Raw genomic sequence first — 24732 nt, 5'->3', positions numbered from 1 at the left:
AAGGTATAAGGTTTCAGTTCGTATCCGAAAATGTAGAGTGAGGGATTACTATGAAAGTTAATGAATTATCTGCTTGTCTTGCTACTTCGCGTCTATATGGGGATGGGGAGGTGGAGATTACTGATCTTCAGACGGATTCCCGCTGTGTAAGTCCGGGAGATCTGTTCATCTGTTTGCCGGGTCACACCGTAGACGGACACAAGTATGCGCCGCAAGCTGTTGCCTCGGGGGCGTCCGCTATCGTATGTGAGCGCAAGCTGGAGATTGATATCCCACAGATCGTTGTGGATGACTGCCGGTTTGCGATGTCTGTGATGTCGAATGCATTCTTTGGTTCACCTAGCAGTCGAATGAGAATGATTGGGGTTACGGGTACCAACGGCAAGACAACAACAACCTATCTTATTGAGAGAATTATGCAGGACCAAAATATGAAGACGGGTCTGATCGGAACGATTCAGATGCGCTATGACGGCAACAGCTATCCGATGTCAGGCACCACTCCAGAATCGCTAGATCTGCAGCGCTCGCTTCATGATATGGCATCTAAGGGTGTGGAGTGTTGCGTAATGGAAGTTTCCTCCCACGCGCTTCAGCAAGGACGTGTGAAGGGTGCGGACTTCCGTACGGCAATATTTACGAACTTAACCCAGGATCATCTGGATTATCATCATACAATGGAGGAGTATCGGGCGGTTAAAGGTCTTTTCTTCTCTAGACTAGGAAATGTGATCTCTCCTTGGAAAGAAGAACGCAAGTATGCGGTGCTTAACGCTGATGATGAAGCTAGCGCATATTTTGCAGCCCAAACTGCGGCGGAAGTGATTACATATGGCATTGATAACAACGCTAATGTCCGAGCTTCGCAAATATCGATCACTGCAAAAGGAACTTTTTTCCATGTAGATACGTTTAAGGGTGAGACTGACATTTCGCTTCGTATGGTTGGCAAATTCAATGTCTACAATGCACTTGCGGCGATTACGGCTGCGCTGTTGGAAGATGTGTCACTGTCAGATATCAAGACTAGTCTTGAGGCAATAGATGGTGTAGCTGGACGGGTGGAGTCAGTGGATGAGGGGCAAGAATATGCCGTTATCGTTGACTATGCACATACACCAGACGGGCTGGAAAATGTATTAAGAACGGTCTGCGAATTTGCTACTGGCAAAGTGCTTATTGTGTTTGGCTGCGGAGGAGACAGAGACCGCACGAAACGTCCTTTAATGGGTAAGATAGCCGCAAAATATAGCGACATGGTATTCGTAACCTCTGACAACCCTCGGACGGAAGACCCTCAACTCATCTTGAAGGATATAGAAGCAGGACTAGTAGAGGATGGAGTCACCTCTGACCGGTATCATATGATTGTTGATCGCCGAGAAGCGATTGGGAAGGCTATTGAAATGGCAAGCTCTGGCGATGTAGTATTGATTGCGGGGAAAGGTCATGAGACCTATCAACTGATTGGCGGAGTGGTTCACGATTTCGATGACCGCATCGTCGCTAAAGAAGTTATAAGGGGTCGAAACTATTGATTACAAGAACACTGGGACAAATTGCTGTTATGTGTGCAGGTGAGCTTCCTGCTGCCGAAGCTGTGAATACAACCCTTACGGGCGTCGTTACCGACTCCCGTAAGATAACAACTGGCTGCCTGTTTGTCCCTCTAACGGGAGACAAATTCGATGGTCATCATTATGCTGCCGCAGCTCTTGCTGCTGGTGCTGCAGGGACCTTGTGGCAGCGTGATAAAGGTCCTGCACCTGAGAGTGGCGGAGTCATAATTGTTGAAGATACGCTAGAGGCTCTTCAGAAGCTGTCCGCTGCGTATTTGAATGAGGTCGCTCCGAAGGTTGTCGCTGTTACGGGCAGCAACGGAAAAACGACGACTAAAGATATCATTATGGCCTTGCTCGAAATGCAGTACAAGGTGCATAAGACAGAGGGAAACTTCAATAATCATATTGGTCTTCCGCTTACGATTCTATCCATGGCTGAGGATACAGAGATTGCTGTTCTTGAAATGGGTATGAGCTCGCGGGGAGAAATTTCTCTGCTGGCTTCTTTGGCTACACCAGATGTTGCAGTAATTACTAATGTAGGCGAGTCGCATCTGCTACAACTGGGGTCCCGTAAGGAAATCGCCCGCGCCAAGCTGGAAATAGTCGAAGGGCTAAAGCCAGGTGGACTGCTAATCTATAACGGTGATGAGCCGCTGCTGACTGAGGTAATGCAAGAGTCCACTTTTGAGGCTCCGGAGAGAATGATATCCTTCCGATTCGGCCTAAACGGGGATAATGATGATTATCCGACGGGGATGATGTCCCATAGTGGTGGTATGACGTTTACGTCAAGCCTTCATAAGGAACATGCTTTTACATTACCGCTGCCAGGCCAGCATAACGTTGTTAACGCATTGGCTGCACTAGCGGTTGCTCGCCATTTTGGGGTTAAGGAACAAAACGTAGAGAATGGGCTAAGTAAGCTCAAGTTGACGGGCATGCGGATTGAAGTGATTCGGACTTCTTCCGGGCTTACACTTTTGAACGATGCTTACAATGCCAGTCCGACTTCTATGAAGGCGGCCATTGATGTGCTTCAAACTATGAAATGCGGTGGCAAAAAAATCGCAGTGCTGGGGGACATGCTGGAACTTGGGCCGGATGAAATACAGTTTCATAAAGAAATTGGCTACTACCTTGATCCCGCAGTGACTGATTTTGTATATACTTATGGTCCGTTGTCAGTCCACATTGCAGAAGCTGCAAAGGAAAGATTCGGAAATGAGCGCGTGATGGCTTTTGCTGATAAGTCAGAATTAACAGCCGTCCTCATTGAGAAATGCAGTTCCAAGGATATTGTACTGTTCAAAGGATCTAGAGGGATGAGGCTCGAGGAAGTACTTCAGAGCCTGAGTAAAAATTTTCAACAGACCTAAATAAATGGAGGGAGTGTACCCATGGATTATCAACTATTGTTATTGACTATTGCTGTTTCCTTTATCCTTGCGGTCATTGCCGCTCCGCTCTTCATTCCGCTACTGCGCAGGATGAAATTCGGACAGCAGGTGCGAGATGACGGACCGCAAACCCATTTAAAGAAAGCGGGAACGCCGACGATGGGTGGTATCGTGATCATCGTGGCCTTTACATTGGCTTATCTGAAATTTTCCGTGGTGAATACCGATTTTTACGTACTACTTGTGGCTACGCTTGGTTTTGGACTGATCGGATTTTTGGATGATTATATCAAAATCGTATTCAAGCGTTCCTTGGGCCTTACTGCGCGTCAAAAGTTGTTCGGGCAGCTGTTGGTAGGTGCTGTGATGTGCGGTCTACTGATTTCTGCTGGACATAGCACAAGTATCAGCGTACCGGGTACTGATTTCAGCTTTGACTGGGGCGGCTTTTTCTACTATCCGTTCATTATTATTATGATGATGGCAGTAACGAATGCCGTTAACTTTACCGATGGAGTAGATGGATTGCTGTCTGGTGTAAGTGCCATTGCTTTGGCGGCTTATGCTGTTGTAGCAATGCAGGCTACCTCAATTGCAGCTGGAGTGTGTGCAGCAGCAATGATCGGTGCTGTCCTAGGGTTTCTGGTCTTCAACGCGCATCCTGCTAAGGTGTTCATGGGAGATACCGGTTCGTTTGGTATTGGCGGCGCGATAGGTGCAATTGCTATTGTCACTAAGAGCGAATTGCTGTTTCTTATCATTGGCGGTGTGTTTGTGGTGGAAATGTTATCTGTCGTGATACAGGTGGTCTCTTTCAAAACCCGTGGCAAACGTGTATTCAGAATGAGCCCGATTCACCATCATTTTGAACTTGGTGGTTGGTCGGAATGGCGAGTGGTAATTTCGTTCTGGGCGGTAAGTTTGGTATTAGCCGCTCTTGGACTATTTATTAGCAAGGGGTTGTAGCGAATGAAACATCCAGATATGTACCGTGGTGAAGAAGTTGTGGTTCTTGGGCTCGCTAAAAGCGGTGTCCAGGTGGCTAAAGTGCTGCATGAACGTGGCGCTGTAGTTACGGTCAACGATAAAAAGGAAAGAGATCAAAGTCCCGAAGCTTCCGAATTGGAATCTTTGGGAATTTGTGTTATATGCGGTGGGCATCCGGATGGACTGGTCCATGAAGGTGTAAGTCTGGTAATTAAGAATCCAGGTATTCCTTATTCTGCGACTCCAGTGCAAAAGGCTCTTGAGCTTGGCATTGAAGTAGTTACAGAGGTAGAGGTTGCCTACCGTCTTTGTGCAGCGCCGATGATCGGCATCACGGGTTCCAATGGCAAGACGACAACGACGACCTGGGTAGGCCGAATGCTGGATGCTGCGGGCATGAACCCGATTGTTGCAGGTAACATTGGTACACCTCTCTGTGAGGCTGCGCAAGAGGCTACAGAGGATAATTGGATGGTGGTTGAACTCAGCAGCTTCCAGCTCAAAGGTACGGAGTCTTTCCGCCCCAAAGTAGGTTGTTTGTTGAATATTGCTGAGACCCATCTGGATTATCATGGGAGCATGAAGGATTATGTCGATTCCAAAGCAAAGCTGTTCGCCAATCAAGTAGCCACGGATACGGCTGTGCTGAACTGGGACGATCCTTACTGTCGAGAACTTGTGCCGTATGTGAAGGCTTCGATTCTTCCGTTCTCTATGTCCGAGGAGCTCTCACATGGTGTAATTGTTAGCCCATCCTTTATTACGGGTCAAGAGGACGATCTGAAGCGCCGCATTATCTATCGCGAATCTGCAGACAAAGAAACAATCATTGCTGATGTAGATTCCATTGGCCTTCCAGGACGTTTCAATGTGGAGAATGCACTGGCTGCATGCGGAATTGCCATTGCCGCTGGAGCAGATCCCTCTTTATTGGGTGAAGTGCTTGCTTCATTTCGCGGTGTAGAGCACCGTCTGGAGTATGTTGAGGATAAGGATGGAGCCACTTATTATAACAACTCCAAAGCAACAAACTCCAAAGCGACGATTATGGCACTAACATCGTTCCAGCGTCCAGTAGTGTTGATCGCTGGGGGATTAGACCGGGGCTCCGATTATATGGAGCTGCTGCCTGTCCTGAGCGGACGTGTCAAAGCGCTGGTGGCGTTAGGGGAAACTAAAGACAAGCTAATAAATGTAGCGCAGCTGGCAGGATTAAAGCATATTATCTCCGTCGATAATGGGGAGAGTGCCGCCGCCGTGCTTGAGCAAGCTGTGCAGGAAGCTTCCGCTTTGGCGGAAGAAGGAGATATCGTTCTCTTGTCTCCTGCCTGTGCAAGTTGGGATATGTTTACATCCTATGAAGAGCGCGGGCGTATTTTTAAAGAGGCGGTGCATAACCTTTAAGTAGGGGGATGGATAAGCCCCATCCCTACTACGGATGCAAGAGGTGTGCTCCTGATGAACAAAACTCGTCATGCTCCCGATATTTGGTTGCTGATTCCTATTCTATCTTTGCTGGTGATCGGCATGGTGATGGTATACAGCGCCGGGTCCGTTCTGGGCTTCCGCAATTATGGAGATTCGTTTTACTTTGTAAAAAGACAGCTTTTGTTTGCAGGACTAGGACTAGTCGCACTGTTCGTTACAGCGAATACCGATTACAGGGTGCTGAAAAAGCTGGCTAAGCCGGCACTTCTGATCTGCTTTTTCCTACTTGTCATTGTGCTTATCCCTGGTATTGGTGTAGTACGTGGGGGAGCGCGAAGCTGGTTAGGAATTAGCTCCTTCGGGATTCAGCCTTCCGAGTTCATGAAGATGGGGATGATTCTATTCTTAGCCAATTGGCTGGGGAAAGAGGAGTACGACATCACTTCCTTCACACGCGGCTTGCTCCCACCGCTTGCGCTCATTGGGTCAGCCTTCGCGCTGATCATGCTCCAACCGGATTTGGGTACAGGTACCGTAATGTTTGGTGCAGCCTTGATGATGGTCTTCACAGCAGGGGCTAGGATGAAGCATTTACTTTTACTTGGTGTGGCTGGAGTGGCAGGCTTTGTTGCTTTGATTGTAGCAGCGCCTTATCGATTGCAGCGGATTACCGCTTTTCTTGATCCATGGTCCGATCCGCTAGGTGCAGGCTACCAGATTATTCAGTCGCTATATGCGATCGGTCCTGGGGGGCTCGGTGGTCTCGGATTAGGAATGAGTCGGCAGAAGTACAGTTATGTACCTGAGCCGCAAACTGATTTTATTTTTTCTATATTGGCCGAGGAGCTGGGGTTTATCGGTGGTTTGGCTGTGTTGATCCTATTTCTTATTCTAATTTGGCGCGGAATGAAGGTGGCGATGAGTCTACCTGACCGTTTTGGAAGCTATCTGGCCGTTGGCATCGTCTGTATGGTGGCTGTGCAAGTCATTATTAATATTGGTGTTGTTATCGGTCTAATGCCTGTAACGGGCATCACGCTTCCTCTGATTAGCTATGGCGGATCTTCACTTACACTGATGCTAACATCCCTTGGCATTCTATTGAACTTATCCCGTTTTGCGAGGTGAAAGAGATGCGTATCGTATTAAGCGGCGGAGGCACGGGTGGACATATCTATCCTGCGGTCGCTGTTGCTAGGCAACTGGAGTTGGAAGATAGCAATTCTACCTTCCTGTATATTGGTGGAACGCGTGGCTTAGAGAGCAAGCTTGTTCCCCAAGAGAATATCCCTTTCAAATCTATCGACATCACTGGCTTTCGGCGCAAACTGTCCTTGGACAACGTCAAGACCGTGATGCGTTTCTTGAAGGGCGTTAAGGCTTCCAAAGAAATGTTAAGAGAGTTCAAGCCAGATGTTGTGATTGGAACAGGCGGTTATGTGTGTGGTCCGGTCGTTTATGCTGCATCCCGGTTGGGTATCCCTACTTTGATTCATGAACAAAATGCTATACCAGGTCTTACAAATCGTTTTCTGAGTCGGTACGCGAGCGCGGTTGCTGTAAGCTTTGAAGGCACAGAGTCCTCTTTTCCGGGGAGTAAACATGTGATCTATACTGGTAATCCGCGTGCTACAACAGTTACTACAGCAAGTCCACAACGTGGATTCGCATCGCTGGGTATTTCGGATGGCAGTACTGTTGTTTTGGTGGTTGGTGGCAGCCAGGGAGCTAAAGCTATTAATAAAGCCATGATTGAAATGGCCCCATTAGTGGGTAAGGGTAATGGTGTTCATTATGTGTACGTTACAGGTGAACCATATTTTGAAGAGACCCGGGCTGAATTGCGTCAAAAGCTGGGTAGCTTACCAAACTGGTTGCATGTCCTTCCATATGTTCACAATATGCCGGAGGTTTTGGCTTGTACCTCCTTGATCGTAAATCGGGCGGGGGCATCCTTTCTCGCTGAGATTACAGCGCTGGGTATTCCCTCTGTACTCATTCCCTCTCCTAATGTAACGAACAACCATCAGGAAGCGAATGCAAGACAGCTGGAACGCGAAGGTGCTGCTGTGGTGCTACTTGAGAAAGATTTAAACGGCAAGGCTCTTTATGAGGCGGTTCAAAAAATCATCGGAACTGAGACTGTGCGTGAGCAGATGTCCGAGGCCTCCAAGCGACTGGGCAAAAGAGATTCTGCCGCAGTAGTTACAAGTGAGCTCCGAAGACTTGCTGGTAAAAAGTCTTAAGGTTTCTTCTTTTTCCGTATGGGTTTTCCTTATTGGCAGCTCTCTGTCACACACTTGGAGGAACGAACATAGGATAATCCTATAATCGTGACAATCACCCAGGACACTTCCAAACCTGAGATGTAGTGCAGGATATTCTTGTACATTTCATATGATCTTGTAACGGAAGTGTTTGTGGTGGGTGAGCGGTAATCTCGGAGGTGATACATTGGACAAATTGGTGATTGAGGGTGGAAGTCCCCTGTCAGGCACCATTCGTATCCATGGAGCAAAAAATGCGGCGCTGCCGATTTTAGCGGCAAGCCTGCTGGCCGAAGGAGTTCACTCACTGCATAATGTGCCGAAGCTGCTGGACATCGAGACTATGCTAGACATCCTAGATCGGCTGGGCTGCAGGTGCGTGCATCAAGAGGATACGGTGACGATAGATACGTCTGCCGTCGGGACATCTCATATACCAGAGGATTTAATGCGGCAGATGAGATCTTCCATTTTTCTAATGGGACCGCTGTTATCCAGATTTGGCGAGGTAACGATCTATCAGCCTGGGGGCTGTGCGATCGGAGAGCGTAAAATCGATCTTCATCTACAGGGACTTAAGGCTCTTGGTGCGGAGATCGAGGAGAGCAACGGACGAATATTCTGCCGGGGTTCTAAGCTTATAGGGAGTGATATTTATCTCGACTATCCGAGTGTAGGCGCAACGGAGAATATTATGATGGCTGCCGCAAAGGCAGAGGGAACAACAACGATATCGGGGGCAGCAAGAGAGCCAGAGATACAGGATCTGCAGCAATTTTTGAATAGTATGGGTGCCCAGATCATCGGCGCAGGTACGGACACCATCACGATTCAAGGGGTGAAAAACCTATATCCCTGTACTTACGAGGTGATACCTGATCGGATTGTGGCTGGAACCGTAATGATTGCTGCGGCAGCTACACGAGGGAATGTGACTTTGACACATGCCAACGCGGGTCATCTGACTTCGCTTATTCATGTGCTCAAGCGGGCTGGTGTTCAAATCACAGTGTGCAATGATATAATTAATATCAGCTGTATGGGGCGTCCACGTGCTGTTGAGCGAATTGTGACTTCACCTTACCCCTCTTTCCCAACAGATCTGCAATCTCAGGTCATGGTGCTATTGTCTCTCGCCGATGGCTTCAGTGTAATCAAGGAGACGGTGTTTGAGGGACGATTCAAGCATGTAGAAGAAATGGCCCGGATGGGCGCTGATATTTCTATCGATTTGAATCGTGCGTTTATTCGCGGCGTTCAGAGATTGTATGGTGCTACTGTGGAAGCTACTGACTTGCGGGCTGGTGCGGCACTGGTCATTGCTGGACTCGCTGCACAAGGGACTACAGTCGTTGAGCAAGCACACCACATTGACCGTGGGTATGATGGAATAGAGAAGCTGTTTCAGAAGCTTGGCGCGCGTATTAGCCGCAAGGTACCCGTACCGGATCCACTTGATTTGGCCAATTAAAGCTCCCTGTCTCCTTCAGTTCATTCAAAGGAGGAGACAGGGCCTTATTACGGAGATATGAGAATGACAACAACCCGATTACCTCTTCTTAAAGAGGACAAGCCTAAGAAAAAAATGAGCCGTAAGATTACAGCGATCCTGCTGCTATTGTTCACTGCGCTTCTTGCTGTGATTTTTTTTAGATCGTCTATTAGCCACATTACAGTGATAGATTTTCAGGGAAGTAAGTATTCTACTAGCGATGAATTGCTCTCGCAGAGTGGAATTCATATAGGCGGACAATTCTTTGCCGTTTCTGCGAAGTCTGTGGAACAATCTCTGCTGGAGCTTAAGACGGTTAAGCACGCGACCGTGAAGAAGGATTTTCCCGGCGTAATCACAGTGAAGATTGAAGAGTTCCCTGCGGTGGCCTATGAACTGGAACAGGGAGGCATCTTAAAGGCGATTCTGTCGAGTGGAGCAGCTGTGTCCGTTAATGAGGCTGGTATTGCCGTAGAGAAGCCCATATTAACCAACTGGGATACAGGTGATCCTAATAAGGCTATCTTATGTCAAACGCTAGGAAGCATTTCTAATGAATTGACAAGTGATATCTCTGAGATAGTTCCCTCGCCAACGTTGTCATTTCCAGACCGTATTAAGCTCTATACTAGATCCCGTTTTGAGGTGATTACATCCATCTCTTTATTGAAGAGCAAGGTTGCCTATTTGAATCAGGTAATAGAGACTAAGGAGCCTGGACTTATCACGATGCTTGAAGCAGACTCGTATGTTCCTTTTCAGGTTGAGATTGATGATCAAAAAGATGTGCAAGAGTAGAGTAAAGGTCAATAGTCCCTACTAATAGAGTTGAAAAAATGCTACAATCGGATTTACGGGCAAGAAGCTAAATCCCTCTTTTTTCTTCGATTTTTTTGAGATATAATCCTACACATGGTTCTTAATAACCAAAAATGGCTTATATTTCTTGTGATAATTATCATTCTTTATAAAATTTATGAGTAACTATTCACATTTAGGGATGTTGGAATATTATTCCGTTCAAAAAATTTGTAGAAAAAAGAGGGAAAGGATTAGGTATGTTGAATATGTACAGTGAAGTTTCCCGGGACAGGGATAAGGTAATGCAATTTATTAAGATTATAACAGGAGGTGCCATAGGACTTGAGCAACAATGACATCATTGTTAGTTTGGACATCGGTACATCCAAAGTTCGGGCAATAATTGGGGAAGTTACCAATGGAACCTTTAATATTATTGGCGTTGGATCTGCTGATTCGGAAGGTATACGTAAAGGCGCGATTGTAGATATCGACCAAACTGTGCAATCGATCAAAAGTGCTATAGATCATGCAGAGCAAATGGTGGGTATTCAAATATCAGAGGTTTATGTAGGCATTTCCGGTAATCATATTGGCCTGCAATCCAGCCACGGTGTCGTGGCCGTTCAGAATGAGGATCGTGAAATCGGTGAGGATGATATCGATCGCGTTATTAAAGCTGCGGAAGTCATCGCTATGCCTCCGGAGCGAGAAGTGATTGATGTTGTTCCTAAACAATTTATCGTCGATGGTCTCGAAGGTATTCAGGACCCGCGCGGGATGATTGGTGTTCGTCTAGAAGTTGACGCAACCATCGTAACGGGTGCTAAGACGCCAATACATAATCTACTACGCTGTGTTGAGAAATCAGGGCTAAAAGTGAAGGATCTTGTGCTGATGTCTCTTGGTGCTGGTGGATTGGCGCTATCCAAGGACGAGAAATCGATGGGATCTGTTCTGGTTGATATCGGTGCCGGGTCGACAACGATAGCCATATACGAAGAAAGTTCCCTTTGTGCAACCTCTACGATTCCGATCGGAGGAGAATTTGTAACGAATGACATTGCATACGGACTACGTACACTTACTGATCAAGCGGAGAAAGTAAAGCTGAAGTATGGTTGCGCATGGATTGACGATGCAGCCTCTGACGTTGTCTTCAAGGTGCTGCGCATTGGCAGTAACGTGGAGAAGGAATTTAACCAAGAGGATTTAGCGGCAATTATCGAACCAAGGGTGCAAGAAATCTTCCATCTGATTAAACAGGAAGTGAAACGGCTTGGTTACAGTGAACTACCTGGAGGTTATATACTAACGGGTGGAACTGTCTCGATGCCTGGCGTATTAAAGGCGGCTCAGACTGAGCTAGCTGCATCTGTACGCATCGCTGTACCGGATTATATCGGTGTACGGGACCCTGGGTTTACCGGAGGTGTTGGTATCCTGCATAATGTTGTCCGTAGCTTCCGTGGAAGAAGCAGTGGTGGAAGCAGCAATAAAAAGACGGTCAACCGGAGTAAGCAGAATGCCACTCCAAATCATGAAACGGTTCAGAAGACCGGGTTTGTCGAGCGTCTAAAGAACATGTTCAGCGAGTTTATATAAGTGTAAGTCCAGATATACTTGGACCGGCCATCCAAGCACATTGAGGGGGAGATGGAACAATATGTTAGAATTTGATTTTGAAATGGAGAGCTTGGCGCAAATAAAAGTCATCGGCGTGGGCGGCGGAGGTAGTAATGCTGTCAACCGTATGATTGAAAATGGCGTTCAGGGTGTAGAATTTATCACGGTTAATACAGACGCCCAAGCGTTGCATATGGCCAAATCGGAGCACAAGCTGCAAATCGGGGACAAGCTGACCCGCGGTTTGGGTGCAGGAGCTAATCCTGAAGTCGGTAAGAAGGCAGCGGAAGAATCCCGTGATTTGATCTCGAATACCCTTAAAGGCGCAGATATGGTGTTTGTTACTGCAGGGATGGGTGGCGGTACAGGTACGGGTGCTGCACCAGTTATAGCTGAAATTGCTAGAGAGTGCGGAGCCTTGACTGTGGGTGTAGTAACTCGCCCGTTCACTTTTGAAGGAAGAAAACGTTATAACCAGGCAATGCTTGGAATCGAAGCTTTGAAAGAAAAAGTCGACACGCTAATCGTCATTCCAAATGACCGTTTGCTTGAGATCGTTGATAAGAAAACACCGATGTTGGAAGCTTTCCGTGAAGCAGATAATGTTCTCCGGCAGGCTGTTCAAGGTATCTCTGACCTAATTAAGGTTCCTGGTCTGATTAACCTTGACTTTGCGGATGTAAAGACGATCATGACAGAGCGCGGTTCAGCGCTCATGGGTATTGGTATTGCAAATGGTGAGAACCGTGCGTCTGAAGCAGCACGTAAAGCCATCATGAGCCCACTCTTGGAAACGTCTATTGAAGGCGCCCGCGGCGTAATCATGAACATTACGGGAGGATCCAACCTCTCTCTATATGAAGTTAATGAAGCGGCTGAGATCGTTACATCCGCCTCTGATCCTGAAGTGAATATGATCTTTGGTGCGATTATTGATGAAGATCTGAAGGATGATATCAAAGTAACAGTAATTGCTACTGGCTTTGAACATAAACCATCGCCTGAAACTCCAGGACGTCGTCCGGTCTCGACGAATAACGAGCCTGCGGCAGCACCAGATAAGAGTTCAGCTAATTTACGTCCTTTCGGCAATCAGAATTCTTCTGATCAGCTCGATATTCCGACGTTCCTGCGTAATCGTACTCGGGGCAACAACGATTAATTAAAGATAATCAAGATTATACGAAAACACCGTATCGCTTAGCTGATTAGCTATGGCGGTACGGTGTTTTTTGCGTAAAAGTAAGGATCGATCAAGGGGGGCAACAGCACGGTGTGGCTCACAGATGCCGATGGTTGACTAAGTAGTAACGACAGTCGCCAACCGTCGGATAAATCTGTATATTTGCAGGCTTTCTCTATTCCAACGAATGATGCAGCGAAAGGGATGGATAAATAAGCAGGGATAACATTTTACATTGTGGATGTGGGCCGAGGGCTCATGAAAGTTTTTGAAATAAAAGATCTAAGAAATTCCATGAAGAAGGAATAAATCCTCTCGCGCTATAACTCGACAAAAAAACCGCAAGAACGCCCCCCAAGTTTAGACAGACTTTGAATGCGAGACTTTCTATACTAATCATATCGTCCAAAAAACAGAGCCTGATCCATTTTGGCTACAGGATAGATTCCGCCATTAAGCAGGTGAATGCACTGGTTGTTTATATTGACTTGATATTCGCCGCCAATCTAGTGATCGACGGAATTCTTTTGTGGCTGACAGGCTGGATGGTTAAGCTGAGAATATCGTGGTGGCGCTTAATCCTCTCAGCTCTTGTTGGCGCGCTGTATGTGGTGATGATGTTTGTACCGGAGCTGTCTTTCATGTATACCTTCCTTATTAAGTTTGGATTGTCGGTGGTTATGCTATGGATTGCCTTTGGTTTTGGGAGTCTGCAAAGCTACCTTCGCACTATGGGAGCTTTCTATATTATCAATTTTGCAGCCGCAGGTGGGATTGTAGGTATTCACTATTTGCTGCAGAGCTCCAGCGATATTTGGAATGGTATTATGTTCACTGCTTCAGGAGGGCATGCTTACGGCCTAAAGATCGGCTTTTGGTTTGTCATTGCAGTATTTCCCCTGGTGTTAATCTGCTTCAAGGCAGTGCATTCCTCACGAATCAGAAGGGAGCAGCTTGAATCTTATATTGGTGAGGTGGTAGTTGAAATTGATGGGGTAAGTGTTTCTTGTCCTGGCTTGTTAGACACAGGTAACCGGCTCTGTGATCCTTTGACCCGTATACCGGTGATGGTGATGGAATCGACGCTCTGGGAGGGGCATCTCCCTGCTGCATGGAAAGGGAGACTCACTCAGGATGGTGCGGACAGACTTTTGCTAGAAACGGACGGGCAGTCGTTTGCTTGGCAGGACAGGATGCGACTAGTACCTTATAGGGGGATTAACCGAGGGGCATCATTTATGCTCGCACTGAAGCCGGACCTTGTGACGATAAAGCTTGGTGAAGATACCTTTTATAGTAAAAGAGTCTTAATTGGGCTGGATGGCGGGACACTGTCAGGAGATGGAGCCTATCGAGCGGTCATACATCCGGATTTAACTCAAAGAGAGAGCGCTACTGATGCAGCACTACCTTCTTAATCTTTAAAACTAGCTGAACCAAACTTCTGATGGCTGAAAGCGGGAATTGAAAGCTTCATATGCGAACCGTGTACTTCTTGGAGGAGGAACAATAATGGTCAAATGGAAAATTGCTCTGCAGCTGCAATATTACCGCATGCTGTTTCTACTGGGGCTGAAGAGTCAGGAAATCTATTATATTGGCGGGAGCGAGGCTCTTCCTCCACCGCTGACACGGGAAGAAGAAGAGTATCTGCTTCAGCGGCTATCTAGCGGCGATGCAGCTGTTCGTGCGATGCTGATTGAGCGTAACCTGCGCCTCGTTGTATATATCGCTCGTAAATTTGAAAATACCGGAATCAATATTGAAGACCTGGTTTCGATCGGTGCTATCGGATTAATTAAGGCGGTTAACACATTTGATCCTGAGAAAAAAATAAAACTAGCTACTTATGCATCACGCTGCATAGAGAATGAAATCTTGATGTATCTGCGGCGTAATAGCAAGACACGGAGTGAGGTTTCTTTTGATGAACCTCTTAATATTGATTGGGATGGTAATGAATTACTGCTCTCAGATGTATTAGGAACGGAAAATGATACCATTTATCGGAACATTGAAGAACAGGTCGATCGCAAGCTGCTGCAAAAGGCACTGGAAAAGTTGAGCGAACGGGAGCGACTCATTATGGAGCTGCGATTCGGACTGCGTGGAGGCGAAGAAAAGACACAAAAAGATGTGGCGGATCTGCTTGGCATTTCCCAATCTTATATTTCTCGTCTGGAGAAACGAATTATTAAGCGGCTGCGTAAGGAGTTTAACAAGATGGTGTAAGGTGAAATTAGCAAGGAATAAAATGGCCAACCCGGGAGATAATGTACAGTAATGTTTCTCCTTGGGAGGTAAATCATCATGACCCGAAATAAAGTCGAGATTTGCGGTGTGGATACTGCTAAGCTGCCTGTTCTAACGAATGTGGAAATGCGGCAACTGTTCACTTCGCTGCAGCAGCAGGGCGAGCGATCCGCCAGAGAGAAATTGGTAAACGGTAATCTTAGGCTCGTTCTAAGTGTTATCCAGAGATTCAATAATAGGGGAGAATTCGTTGACGATTTGTTCCAGGTGGGCTGCATCGGTCTGATGAAAGCCATCGATAATTTCGATTTATCACAAAACGTTAAGTTCTCCACATATGCGGTTCCGATGATTATTGGTGAGATCCGCCGTTATTTGCGTGATAACAACCCGATTCGAGTATCGCGTTCACTCAGAGATATTGCTTACAAGGCGCTGCAGGTACGCGATAGTCTGACCAATCAGAATTCGCGGGAACCGACGATATTCGAAATATCTGAAGCGCTTGGTGTACCGAAGGAAGATGTAGTCTTTGCTCTTGATGCTATTCAGGATCCAGTGTCCTTATTCGAACCGATCTATCATGACGGTGGCGATCCTATTTATGTAATGGACCAGATTAGCGATGATAAGAATAAGGATGTCTCGTGGATCGAAGAAATCGCCTTACGTGAAGCGATGCGAAAACTAGGTCAGAGGGAAAAGCGAATACTATCCATGCGATTTTTCGAAGGAAAAACTCAGATGGAAGTCGCAGACGAGATTGGCATTTCACAGGCACAGGTTTCACGCCTGGAGAAATCTGCGATTCAGCAAATGCAGAAACATGTGAAGTCTTAAATAGTCAGAGATGAGGAGATATCTAGAATCCGTAACAAGGATTTTGGATTTTCTCCTCTTTTTTAATGTTTCAGGAAGTATATATTGGGGCCCCCGCAAAGTACCTGAGTAAGCATCGAAGCATAGCCTCACTTTGTGGGGATATTTCATGCATGTGGCCAAGCTTTCATAACATATATTGGACTATAGGTCTGATTGTACAGGGGTGGTGGGATGAACGAGGATTATTTAGGATCAGCCAAAAAAATGAAAATCTCTGATTTTCAGACTAAGGACGTTATTAATATTGTGGACGGCAAGCGGCTGGGCCAAATCAGTGACTTAGAACTTGATTTACGCCGAGGTGTCATTGATGCCATTGTAATTCCCGGATACACTCGGTTTATGGGATTGTTCGGAGGGGGAACGGATCTGATTATTCCATGGCGAAATATTGTCAAAATCGGGTCTGATGTAGTGCTCGTGAAGATTGAAGAATCAAGAATGCCTCAAGCGCAGGATGAGAGAGAAACGATGTATTTGGAACGAGGGGACCGAAGCGAACGGCGCACTTATTAACTAGGTGCGTTTTTTGTTTTTTTTTAAAAATACGAAATGTCATAGCTTAAAAAGTTACTAAATTGAGCGTTCTAGCTTAAGCGGCATTTTGTGGGGGTATTTACATGTGGTACACTAAGGCGGAGGTGAGGATATGGAACCGTTTGTGCAGGGGAAGGAAACACTTATGCTGCTCCATCTGGAGCCTTGGCGTGAGGAGCATAAAGAAATTACAGCAGGTTTTACCGGTAGACAGGGAGGGGCTAGTAAAGAGCCTTATAACAGCCTGAATTGTGCGTTTCATGTTGGGGATGCTCCGGAAGATGTCTTAAGGAATCGTAGGGCACTTGCTGAAGCTCTTGATTTCAAGCCGGAAGCCTGGACCTGTGGGGAACAAACCCATGGAGCGGAAATAGCAGTGGTAAGGGAAGCCGATCGTGGCCGAGGTCAAAAGGATAGAACGTCGGCATTTCAGACAACGGATGGTTTGCTTACCGATGTGCCGGGAGTTTTGCTGACTTCTTTTTATGCGGATTGCGTACCCCTTTACTTTTATGATCCAGTGCACCATGTCGTAGGTCTTGCGCATGCTGGCTGGAAGGGAACTGTGGCCCGGATTGCAGCAGCTATGGTGAATAAGATGGGGGTTGTATACGGTAGTCATCCGCAGGACATTATTGCAGCGATTGGTCCATCTATTGGTGACTGCTGTTATGAGGTGGATGATTATGTGATGGAGCATGTCCGCCAATTGGAGGGTGATCTGAATAAGCCGATAGAAACAGCTGGTACTGTCGGGCTATACAGAACATCTGATACAGATGAGAACAAATACATGCTAAACTTGAAAGAAATGAATCGACGCATTATGATTAAAGCAGGAATATTGCCGACTCATATCGAATGTACATCTTGGTGTACAAGCTGTAATCAAGATTTGTTCTTTTCTTATCGCAAAGAAAATGGGGTTACAGGCAGGATGACGAGCTGGATCGGAATAAAGGAGAGTTGAAAGTTGGCTTTAACACTGCAGGAGAGAATTGCTGAGGTAGAGGAACGTGTAACACGTGCCTGCGCGGCAAGCGGCCGGGATCGAAATGACGTCAAGGTAATTGCAGTGACGAAATATGTTTCTCTGGAAATGGTGTCCTCCGTATTGGAGGCTGGCCTAGAGCATATTGCCGAGAGTCGCTGGCAGGATGCTGAGCACAAATGGAAGGTTTTAGGGGACCAAGGGACATGGCATTTTATCGGGCATTTGCAGACCAATAAGGTTAAAGACGTTATTGGCAAGTTTCCATATATACACTCTTTGGACCGGATATCCCTGGCACAAGAATTACACAAAAAGGCGATTGCCGCAGATCAGGAAGTGAATGTCTTTCTTCAAGTGAACATCTCTGGAGAAGACACGAAGTTTGGTCTGTCGCCTGAGGCGGTACCTGGATTTTTACGTGAAATTGCTAGTCTCGACCGTGTAAAAGTAATTGGACTAATGACGATGGCACCTTTAGAAGGTGATCCGGAGCTTACCCGTCCTGTATTTCGCGGACTTCGTGAGCTGCGCGATGAGCTCAATCAACTTGCTTTGACACCTGAGCCGATTACGGAGCTATCGATGGGAATGTCGAATGATTTTGAGGTAGCGATACAGGAAGGAGCCACCTGGGTACGCCTAGGTACGGTGTTAGTAGGCCATTAGGAGGGATCGTGATGAGCGTTATGAACCGATTTATGAGTTTTTTGGGCTTGCAGGAGGAAGAGGAAATTGTGGAGCGGGAGCAAATTTCCCATGAAGAGGATGAATATGAGCCAGCCCCTGTCGAAACCCGCAAAAATCAAAGGGGCAACGTTGTCAGTATCCATTCGCAAAAGAATGTAAAAGTTGTACTTTATGAGCCACGTTCGTACGATGAGGCTCAGGAAATTGCTGACCATCTCCGTTCTCACCGGACGGTAGTGATCAATCTTCAGCGCGTCCGTAACGATCAAGCGATGAGAATTATTGATTTTCTTAGCGGAACTGTTTATGCCCTTGGTGGAGGAATCTCTAAAATTGGGGGCAATATATTTATGTGCACTCCAGATACCGTTGAAATTCAAGGTGCCATTACGGAAATCCTAGGTGACGATCCAGACTATAACAGAATGAGGTGAATGAGCTTTGCTCCAAATTGATTCCATTATTGATATGCTGTTCAATATTTATTTTTACATGATTATTTTCTATGTACTGATGTCGTGGTTACCTAACGTTCGTGATACCTTTATCGGAGAACTGCTGAGTAAGCTTGTTGAGCCGTACTTGACGCCATTTCGTCGGTTTATTCCGCCACTCTTTGGTACGCTTGATATTTCCCCGATCATTGCACTACTCGTCTTGGAATTTGCGGCAGGTGGACTCAAATCCATTTTGCACTTAATTTTTTAGGCAGAAGATATGAAAACAGAAGTTTACGGGCATTTTCATCCCGATGAAAGACAATTTGTGGACAAGGCTTGGGAATGGGTTACCCATGCAGGTGAATATCATGAGGCTAAATTGACCGAATTTCTAGATCCGCGCCAAGGATTTATTCTGCAGACTCTCGTCAACCGCCATCCAGACGTAATCGTCAGATGGGAGGGCGGTCATGCTGAGGCAGAGCGGAAGCGAGCACTGGTTGCTCCCGATTATCGTGAGCTGGATCATGAGGATATGGAGATGAAGGTTCTTGCGATAACCTCCGGTGAACAAAAGTTTCTGGCGCTTGAGCATGGGGACTACATGGGTTCTATTCTGGGTCTTGGAGTAAAACGTGACAAAATCGGTGATATTCATGTTCTGGACGATGGTTGTCATGTGGTAGTAGCTGCAGATATTGCAGATTATTTAGCCATGAATTTAACTGGAGTACACCGAATACAGGTGAGTACGGAGGTATTGCCACTTTCTGCCTTGCGTAATAGTGAGGTGAAGCTGGAAATGATGGATTTGACTGTAGCGTCCCTACGATTGGATGGCATTGCCGCAGATGTAACACGGCTTAGCCGAAGCAAAATTCTTGCTCCCATCAAGGCTGGACGCGTTCGGGTAAATTGGAAAGTGGAGGAAGACCCTTCCTGCGGACTTAAAGATGGTGACATGGTATCTATTCAAGGATTTGGTCGATTCAAGGTTCTAGAGGTCGGTAGTTTGACGAAAAAGGGCCGATACCGTGTTCAGGTTGGTAAATTTGTGTGAATCCCTTGCAGGAATCCGGCTTTACTTGTCGAAATTGATTATTTCGAGGGAATCAAACATTTTTAAAGCAGGGCGCCGATATTTTATAGAAGAGGCGAACCATGAATGGCAGTTGGAACGTCGATACATCCTCTGCCTTTACTTGAAGTACAGTCTTTCTTCTTTGTCTGCTGCGCAGGTATGGTTCAGAGACTTAGAAGGTCCGAAATTTCTAGGAGGTGCACAGCATGCCATTAACACCGCTCGATATACATAACAAGGAGTTCTCTCGGAGACTTCGCGGTTATGATGAGGACGAGGTCAACGAATTTCTGGATCAAGTGATCAAGGATTATGAAAGTGTCATCCGTGAGAACAAGGAGCTGCAGAATCAGCTTTTGTCCATTCAAGAGCGTCTGGATCATTTTGTGAATATTGAAGAGAGTTTATCGAAGACGATCTTAGTCGCTCAGGAAGCGGCGGATGATGTGAAGAACAACTCCAAGAAGGAATCGCAGCTCATTATCAAGGAAGCGGAGAAGAACGCTGATCGGATTATTAACGAAGCGTTATCCAAATCCCGTAAGGTTGCTATTGAGACTGAAGAATTGCGCAAGCAAGCTTCGATCTATCGCACCCGTTTCCGTACATTGGTGGAAGCTCAGCTCGAGCTGTTGTCACAGGATGATTGGAATGCCTTGGAGAGTCGTGAGGCGAGCGAGAGCGTAACTTTTAAGGATGATGTTTTACATCGCATCTAATGAATTGTGATGAATGAATGCCGATTTGGTTTGTGATTGGGCAGGATCTGGGGCTCTGGGGCCTTCGATCAAATTAGAGGGAATTTCTCCTGTTCTTTTTGGATTTTGGGTCTGTAAATTAGGTTAAGGGGAAATTCTCCCTTTAATATCCTTGATTCGCTCTGGAATAGGGATATTGCTTGAATTTATAGGGAGGAATTCCCTCTAATTTATAATTTCAAACCAGAATCGGCTTAATAGAGGGAGTTATTCCCTCTATTTTTTATTTTTCGCTAAAATCGATCTCCACCAGCGTCGGTATACTTCTAATGCGGATTTGGCTAGCGGTTGTTGACATTTAGACGCAAAAAGTCTATAAATAGAACATATCTGTTTAAAGTTTATATGTATTCGATGACGGGACAAGTACGACAAGGTAACGTTCTCCAGAGAGTCGGCGATTGCTGAGAGCCGATTGTTCGAACCCTGCCGGAAGATCTTCCCCTAGAAGTTAAGCTGAAGCGTTGATCGTGCGTAAGCTTAGCCGTCTGCCGGACGTTACACCGGACCTGTGCATGAGATTTACGCGCAGGACTGAGATTGTGCTGAATACACTCCCCTTAAGGATGTGCTCATGCGCAGAATTAGGGTGGTATCGCGAGCGTTGTCTCGCCCCTTTGGGGGTGGGATGACGCTTATTTTGTTGTTTCGGGGTGGCCATCCCCCTAAATCCCCCTTTCTAAGGGGGACCCCAAGGGCTGACCCGAAAAGTAAAGCCTCGTGCAAATAGGTACGGTGGTGGAAGCGAACGGACTCATGTTGGCGAAGGAGCGGCCCATCTTAGGCTCCCCTGGCGGGTTCGCCTGCGGGGCCTTCACTGCTAGGTCAGGCCGGCGTTTCACTCGCCGGCCCATGTGGCACCCCGAGCCAGCGCTGCCCTGCGGGATCGCGGCTCGGGAGCCAAAGGCAAGAGCACAGGCGAACAGCTGCGCAAGTTCGCCCCGAGGCGCCTCGAGCCCCCGCTGCCCTAACGGGATCGCGGCTCGGGTGCCTGAGGTAAAGCGTGCCGCTTGCGGTGATAAGCGGGGGATCGAAAAGAGGTTAAAGACTAAACCAAGGAAAGGATTGACTATCACATGCAAAAAGTAGATGTCAGAGAAAAAGCGCGGGCAAGAGATGTCCGCATACTGAAGAAATGGAGCGACGAAAATACGTTCCGCAAATCCATGGAGAACCGTGAAGGACGTCCGAACTATGTATTTTACGAAGGGCCTCCTACAGCAAACGGTGCCCCACATATCGGACACGTACTGGGCCGGGTAATCAAGGATTTCATCGGTCGTTACCAGACGATGAAAGGATATCGCGTAGTACGTAAAGCAGGCTGGGATACACACGGCTTGCCAGTAGAACTAGGCGTTCAAAAGAAACTGGGCATCTCCGGCAAGCAGGAGATCGAGGAATATGGCGTAGAGAAATTCATCCAGGAATGTAAAGACAGCGTCTTCGGCTATGAGAAGCAATGGCGCGAGTTTACTGAGGGCATTGGTTATTGGACGGATCTAGATAATCCTTACGTAACCTTGGATAACACTTATATCGAGAGCGTGTGGAACATCTTGGCTACGGTGCATGACAAAGGGTTGCTCTACCGCGGACACCGCGTTAGTCCTTACTGCCCAAGCTGCCAGACTACCCTAAGCTCCCATGAAGTAGCTCAAGGTTACAAGACCGTCAAGGATCTCAGTGCGACTGCAAAGTTCAAACTGGATGACAGTGGAGACTACGTACTAGCTTGGACGACTACACCTTGGACACTGCCAGCGCATATGGCTCTTGCCATGAACCCAGACATGGACTATGTACGTGTACAACAAGAAGACGGCGTGTACATCGTTGCCAAGAATTTGGTCGAAGAAGTGATGAAAGGCGAGCACACAGTCCTTTCTACACACAAAGGTTCCGAGTTTATCGGCAAAACTTACGCTCCTCCATTCGGATACATCAAAGCAGAGAAAAGCAATGTCATCGTAGGTGCTTCCTTCGTTACAGATTCCAGTGGTACAGGGATCGTACACATGGCACCAGCGCATGGTGAAGATGACTACAAGACTTGCCGCGAGAACGGCATCAGCTTCGTAAACGTGGTTGATAATTCTGGTAAGTATACAGATGTAGTGTCTGATTTTGCTGGACGCTTCGTGAAAGATTGCGATTTGGATATCGTTAAAGCTTTATCTGAAAAAGGACTACTTTACGGTAAGGAAAAATACGAGCACAGCTATCCGTTCTGCTGGCGTTGTGATACACCACTCTTGTACTACGCAACAGACAGCTGGTTCATCAACACTACAGCGATCAAAGATCAGCTGATTGCTAACAACAACAGTGTAGATTGGTACCCTGAGCATGTACGCGAAGGCCGTTTCGGTAAGTTCTTGGATGAACTGGTGGACTGGAATATCAGCCGTAACCGTTACTGGGGTACACCGCTTAATGTCTGGGTATGTCAAGAAACGGGCAAAGAGTTCGCTCCACATAGCATTGAAGAACTGAGAGCGATGGCGATTGGCGAAGTACCTGAGGATATCGAGCTGCACAAGCCTTTTGTTGATAAAATCAAACTACGCAGTCCTTTTAGCGAAGGCGCAGAGATGGTTCGCACACCGGAAGTTATCGATGTATGGTTCGATAGTGGCTCGATGCCTTTCGCACAAAGCCATTATCCATTTGAAAACGAAGATAAGCTGAACGATCAATATCCAGCGGATATGATCTGTGAAGGGATCGACCAGACCCGTGGCTGGTTCTATAGCTTGCTTGCAGTATCTACCTTGTTTAAAGGTAAAGCTCCTTATAAAGCGGTAATCGCTACAGGACACATTCTCGATGAGAACGGTCAAAAAATGTCCAAATCCAAAGGTAATGTTATTGACCCATGGGAAATCATGAACGAATACGGAACGGATGCTTTCCGTTGGGCGATTCTGTCCGACAGTGCGCCGTGGAACAATAAACGGTTCTCTCGTGGTCTTGTAGGGGAAACCAAATCCAAAGTTGTAGATACACTGGTGAATACGCATGCGTTCTTGACGCTTTATGCAGGTATCGATGGTTACGATCCAGCCGATCATCCTTTTAAAGTATCAGAACATAAGCTGGACCGCTGGATTCTGTCCCGTTTGAACAGCTTAATTCTTTTGGTGGATAAAGGCCTTGCGGTAAATGACTTCGTGAATACGTCCAAAGCCATTGAGAACTTTGTAGATGAGCTGAGTAACTGGTATATCCGTCGTTCCCGTGACCGTTTCTGGGGTAGTGGTCTAAGTGAAGATAAGCTGGATGCTTACCGTACGCTGACCCATGTGCTTTTGACTACAGCGAGTTTGATGGCTCCATTTACACCAATGTTGTCTGAAGATATCTTCACGAACCTTGGCGGCGGAAAAAGTGTGCATTTGGCGGACTATCCGGTTGCTGATGAGAACTTGATCGATAAAGAACTGGAAGAGGATATGGAAAGTGCGAGACAAATCGTTGAGCTGGCGCGTAACGTGCGTAACGAAACAGGCATTAAGAATCGTCAACCGCTGTCCGAGCTGATCGTTTCGATGAACCGCGACTTCCATTTGGCTGAGTATGAAGAGATCATTAAAGATGAGATCAACATCAAGAACATCGTACTGGAGACCAGTGACAGTGGATTTGTTGATTTCACACTCAAGCTGAATCTTAAGGTAGCAGGTAAAAAATACGGCAAAAACGTCGGCTTCCTACAAGGCTTCCTGAAAGCTCTGGATAGTGACTCTACCCGCAAAGCGGTGCAAGACGGCTCTATCACGATTGCGACGCCAGAGGGAGAAGAACTGGTGATCACTTCAGAAGAGCTGCTCGTTGAAAAACAAGCTAAAGCAGGTTTCGCCGCAGCTTCCGGATATGGAATTACGGTTGCGCTCAACACTGAAATCACACCTGAGCTTGAGCAAGAAGGCTGGGTTCGTGAGATCATTCGTGCGGTTCAGGATTACCGTAAACGGCTTGATCTGCCGATCGAGAAACGGATCGCACTCACGCTGAATGTAGATGATGAGCTTAAAGCAGCAGTTACAGCATTTGAGAATGTATTGCGCGACAATGTACTTGTGACTACGGTTGATTTTGGCGGAGAGCATGCTTTTGAAACGGTAGATGTCGGTGGCAAATCCATCGGTATCCATATCGGAGCGTGAATTTGCATTACCTGTCCCAAAACAGCATATACTAGCGGCACAAGTGTAAACGGAGAACTTCTGTTTATGCGGGAAATATAGTCTTTATATTTCGTCGCAAAAATAACGAGCCTCGTGCTCAAGGAGATTCATTCTCTTTGACCGGGCTCGTTTACTTTGTGGCGAGTATAGACGTATGAGAGGAG

21 protein-coding genes and 1 other annotated feature are annotated in these 24732 nt (G+C 46.8%); all 21 genes read left to right on the top strand.

Annotated features, from left to right (window positions below; genetic code table 11):
• The first annotated feature begins 50 nt into the window (after window positions 1–50).
• The 21 genes from MHH52_RS22185 to ileS all read left to right on the top strand — a co-directional run bounded on the left by MHH52_RS22185 (window position 51) and on the right by ileS (window position 24547).
• A complete protein-coding gene (locus MHH52_RS22185) occupies window positions 51–1538 on the top strand; it encodes a UDP-N-acetylmuramoyl-L-alanyl-D-glutamate--2,6-diaminopimelate ligase (protein ID WP_340004477.1) in 1488 nt (495 codons plus the stop codon).
• A complete protein-coding gene (gene murF, locus MHH52_RS22180; RefSeq protein ID WP_340004476.1) occupies window positions 1535–2941 on the top strand; it encodes a UDP-N-acetylmuramoyl-tripeptide--D-alanyl-D-alanine ligase in 1407 nt (468 codons plus the stop codon). Before MHH52_RS22185 ends, murF begins: the two co-directional genes overlap by 4 nt.
• 21 nt (window positions 2942–2962) lie before the next feature.
• Entirely contained in the window at window positions 2963–3928 is a 966-nt protein-coding gene (gene mraY, locus MHH52_RS22175; RefSeq protein ID WP_340004475.1) for a phospho-N-acetylmuramoyl-pentapeptide-transferase, read from the top strand.
• A gap of 3 nt (window positions 3929–3931) precedes the next feature.
• Window positions 3932–5353 (top strand): UDP-N-acetylmuramoyl-L-alanine--D-glutamate ligase, encoded by a 1422-nt coding sequence (gene murD / locus MHH52_RS22170; RefSeq protein WP_340004474.1) that lies wholly within the window; start codon window positions 3932–3934, stop codon window positions 5351–5353.
• A 54-nt stretch (window positions 5354–5407) separates the two neighbouring features.
• Window positions 5408–6505 carry a stage V sporulation protein E gene (gene spoVE, locus MHH52_RS22165; RefSeq protein ID WP_340004473.1) on the top strand — a complete coding sequence of 366 codons (1098 nt, stop codon included), beginning with the start codon at window positions 5408–5410 and terminating at the stop codon, window positions 6503–6505.
• Window positions 6506–6510: 5 nt separating this feature from the next.
• The gene (murG, locus tag MHH52_RS22160) at window positions 6511–7623 is read left to right on the top strand and encodes an undecaprenyldiphospho-muramoylpentapeptide beta-N-acetylglucosaminyltransferase (RefSeq protein ID WP_340004472.1); all 1113 of its coding nucleotides are present in this window, start codon (window positions 6511–6513) and stop codon (window positions 7621–7623) included.
• Window positions 7624–7831: 208 nt separating this feature from the next.
• Entirely contained in the window at window positions 7832–9115 is a 1284-nt protein-coding gene (murA, locus tag MHH52_RS22155) for a UDP-N-acetylglucosamine 1-carboxyvinyltransferase (RefSeq protein WP_340004471.1), read from the top strand.
• A 63-nt stretch (window positions 9116–9178) separates the two neighbouring features.
• On the top strand, window positions 9179–9934 hold the full coding sequence (locus MHH52_RS22150; RefSeq protein WP_340004470.1) for an FtsQ-type POTRA domain-containing protein: 756 nt from the start codon (window positions 9179–9181) through the stop codon (window positions 9932–9934).
• Between the two features lie 345 nt (window positions 9935–10279).
• Window positions 10280–11542, top strand: coding sequence for a cell division protein FtsA (gene ftsA, locus MHH52_RS22145; RefSeq protein ID WP_313639304.1), 1263 nt, complete (start codon window positions 10280–10282; stop codon window positions 11540–11542).
• Window positions 11543–11603: 61 nt separating this feature from the next.
• Window positions 11604–12725 (top strand): cell division protein FtsZ, encoded by a 1122-nt coding sequence (gene ftsZ / locus MHH52_RS22140; RefSeq protein WP_340004469.1) that lies wholly within the window; start codon window positions 11604–11606, stop codon window positions 12723–12725.
• A gap of 491 nt (window positions 12726–13216) precedes the next feature.
• The gene (gene spoIIGA / locus MHH52_RS22135) at window positions 13217–14164 is read left to right on the top strand and encodes a sigma-E processing peptidase SpoIIGA (protein WP_340009771.1); all 948 of its coding nucleotides are present in this window, start codon (window positions 13217–13219) and stop codon (window positions 14162–14164) included.
• Window positions 14165–14255: 91 nt separating this feature from the next.
• Window positions 14256–14978, top strand: coding sequence for an RNA polymerase sporulation sigma factor SigE (gene sigE / locus MHH52_RS22130; protein ID WP_028530613.1), 723 nt, complete (start codon window positions 14256–14258; stop codon window positions 14976–14978).
• A 78-nt stretch (window positions 14979–15056) separates the two neighbouring features.
• Window positions 15057–15839 (top strand): RNA polymerase sporulation sigma factor SigG, encoded by a 783-nt coding sequence (gene sigG, locus MHH52_RS22125; protein ID WP_036683631.1) that lies wholly within the window; start codon window positions 15057–15059, stop codon window positions 15837–15839.
• Window positions 15840–16052: 213 nt separating this feature from the next.
• Window positions 16053–16397 carry a YlmC/YmxH family sporulation protein gene (locus MHH52_RS22120; RefSeq protein WP_313639302.1) on the top strand — a complete coding sequence of 115 codons (345 nt, stop codon included), beginning with the start codon at window positions 16053–16055 and terminating at the stop codon, window positions 16395–16397.
• A 133-nt stretch (window positions 16398–16530) separates the two neighbouring features.
• Complete coding sequence (pgeF, locus tag MHH52_RS22115; protein ID WP_340004468.1) at window positions 16531–17388, top strand: peptidoglycan editing factor PgeF; 858 nt, start codon at window positions 16531–16533, stop codon at window positions 17386–17388.
• 3 nt (window positions 17389–17391) lie between these two features.
• Window positions 17392–18078: a YggS family pyridoxal phosphate-dependent enzyme gene (locus MHH52_RS22110; protein WP_313639299.1), complete on the top strand. Its 687-nt coding sequence runs from the start codon at window positions 17392–17394 to the stop codon at window positions 18076–18078.
• Window positions 18079–18089: 11 nt separating this feature from the next.
• Window positions 18090–18533 carry a cell division protein SepF gene (gene sepF / locus MHH52_RS22105; RefSeq protein ID WP_313639298.1) on the top strand — a complete coding sequence of 148 codons (444 nt, stop codon included), beginning with the start codon at window positions 18090–18092 and terminating at the stop codon, window positions 18531–18533.
• Between the two features lie 34 nt (window positions 18534–18567).
• The gene (locus MHH52_RS22100; protein WP_313639321.1) at window positions 18568–18807 is read left to right on the top strand and encodes a YggT family protein; all 240 of its coding nucleotides are present in this window, start codon (window positions 18568–18570) and stop codon (window positions 18805–18807) included.
• Between the two features lie 9 nt (window positions 18808–18816).
• Window positions 18817–19599, top strand: a complete 783-nt coding sequence (locus tag MHH52_RS22095) for a YlmH/Sll1252 family protein (RefSeq protein WP_340004467.1) — start codon at window positions 18817–18819, stop codon at window positions 19597–19599.
• A 227-nt stretch (window positions 19600–19826) separates the two neighbouring features.
• Window positions 19827–20339: a DivIVA domain-containing protein gene (locus MHH52_RS22090; protein WP_076299650.1), complete on the top strand. Its 513-nt coding sequence runs from the start codon at window positions 19827–19829 to the stop codon at window positions 20337–20339.
• A 384-nt stretch (window positions 20340–20723) separates the two neighbouring features.
• Window positions 20724–20998 (top strand) — a binding site (T-box leader).
• Window positions 20999–21454: 456 nt separating this feature from the next.
• Window positions 21455–24547: an isoleucine--tRNA ligase gene (ileS, locus tag MHH52_RS22085; RefSeq protein WP_340004466.1), complete on the top strand. Its 3093-nt coding sequence runs from the start codon at window positions 21455–21457 to the stop codon at window positions 24545–24547.
• Window positions 24548–24732: the final 185 nt, after the last annotated feature.

Origin of the sequence: Paenibacillus sp. FSL K6-0276 (assembly GCF_037977235.1) — a bacterium.
Lineage (GTDB): Bacteria > Bacillota > Bacilli > Paenibacillales > Paenibacillaceae > Paenibacillus_AQ.
Note: the sequence above shows the minus strand (reverse complement) of the source record. Positions and strands in the feature narration are given on the sequence as shown.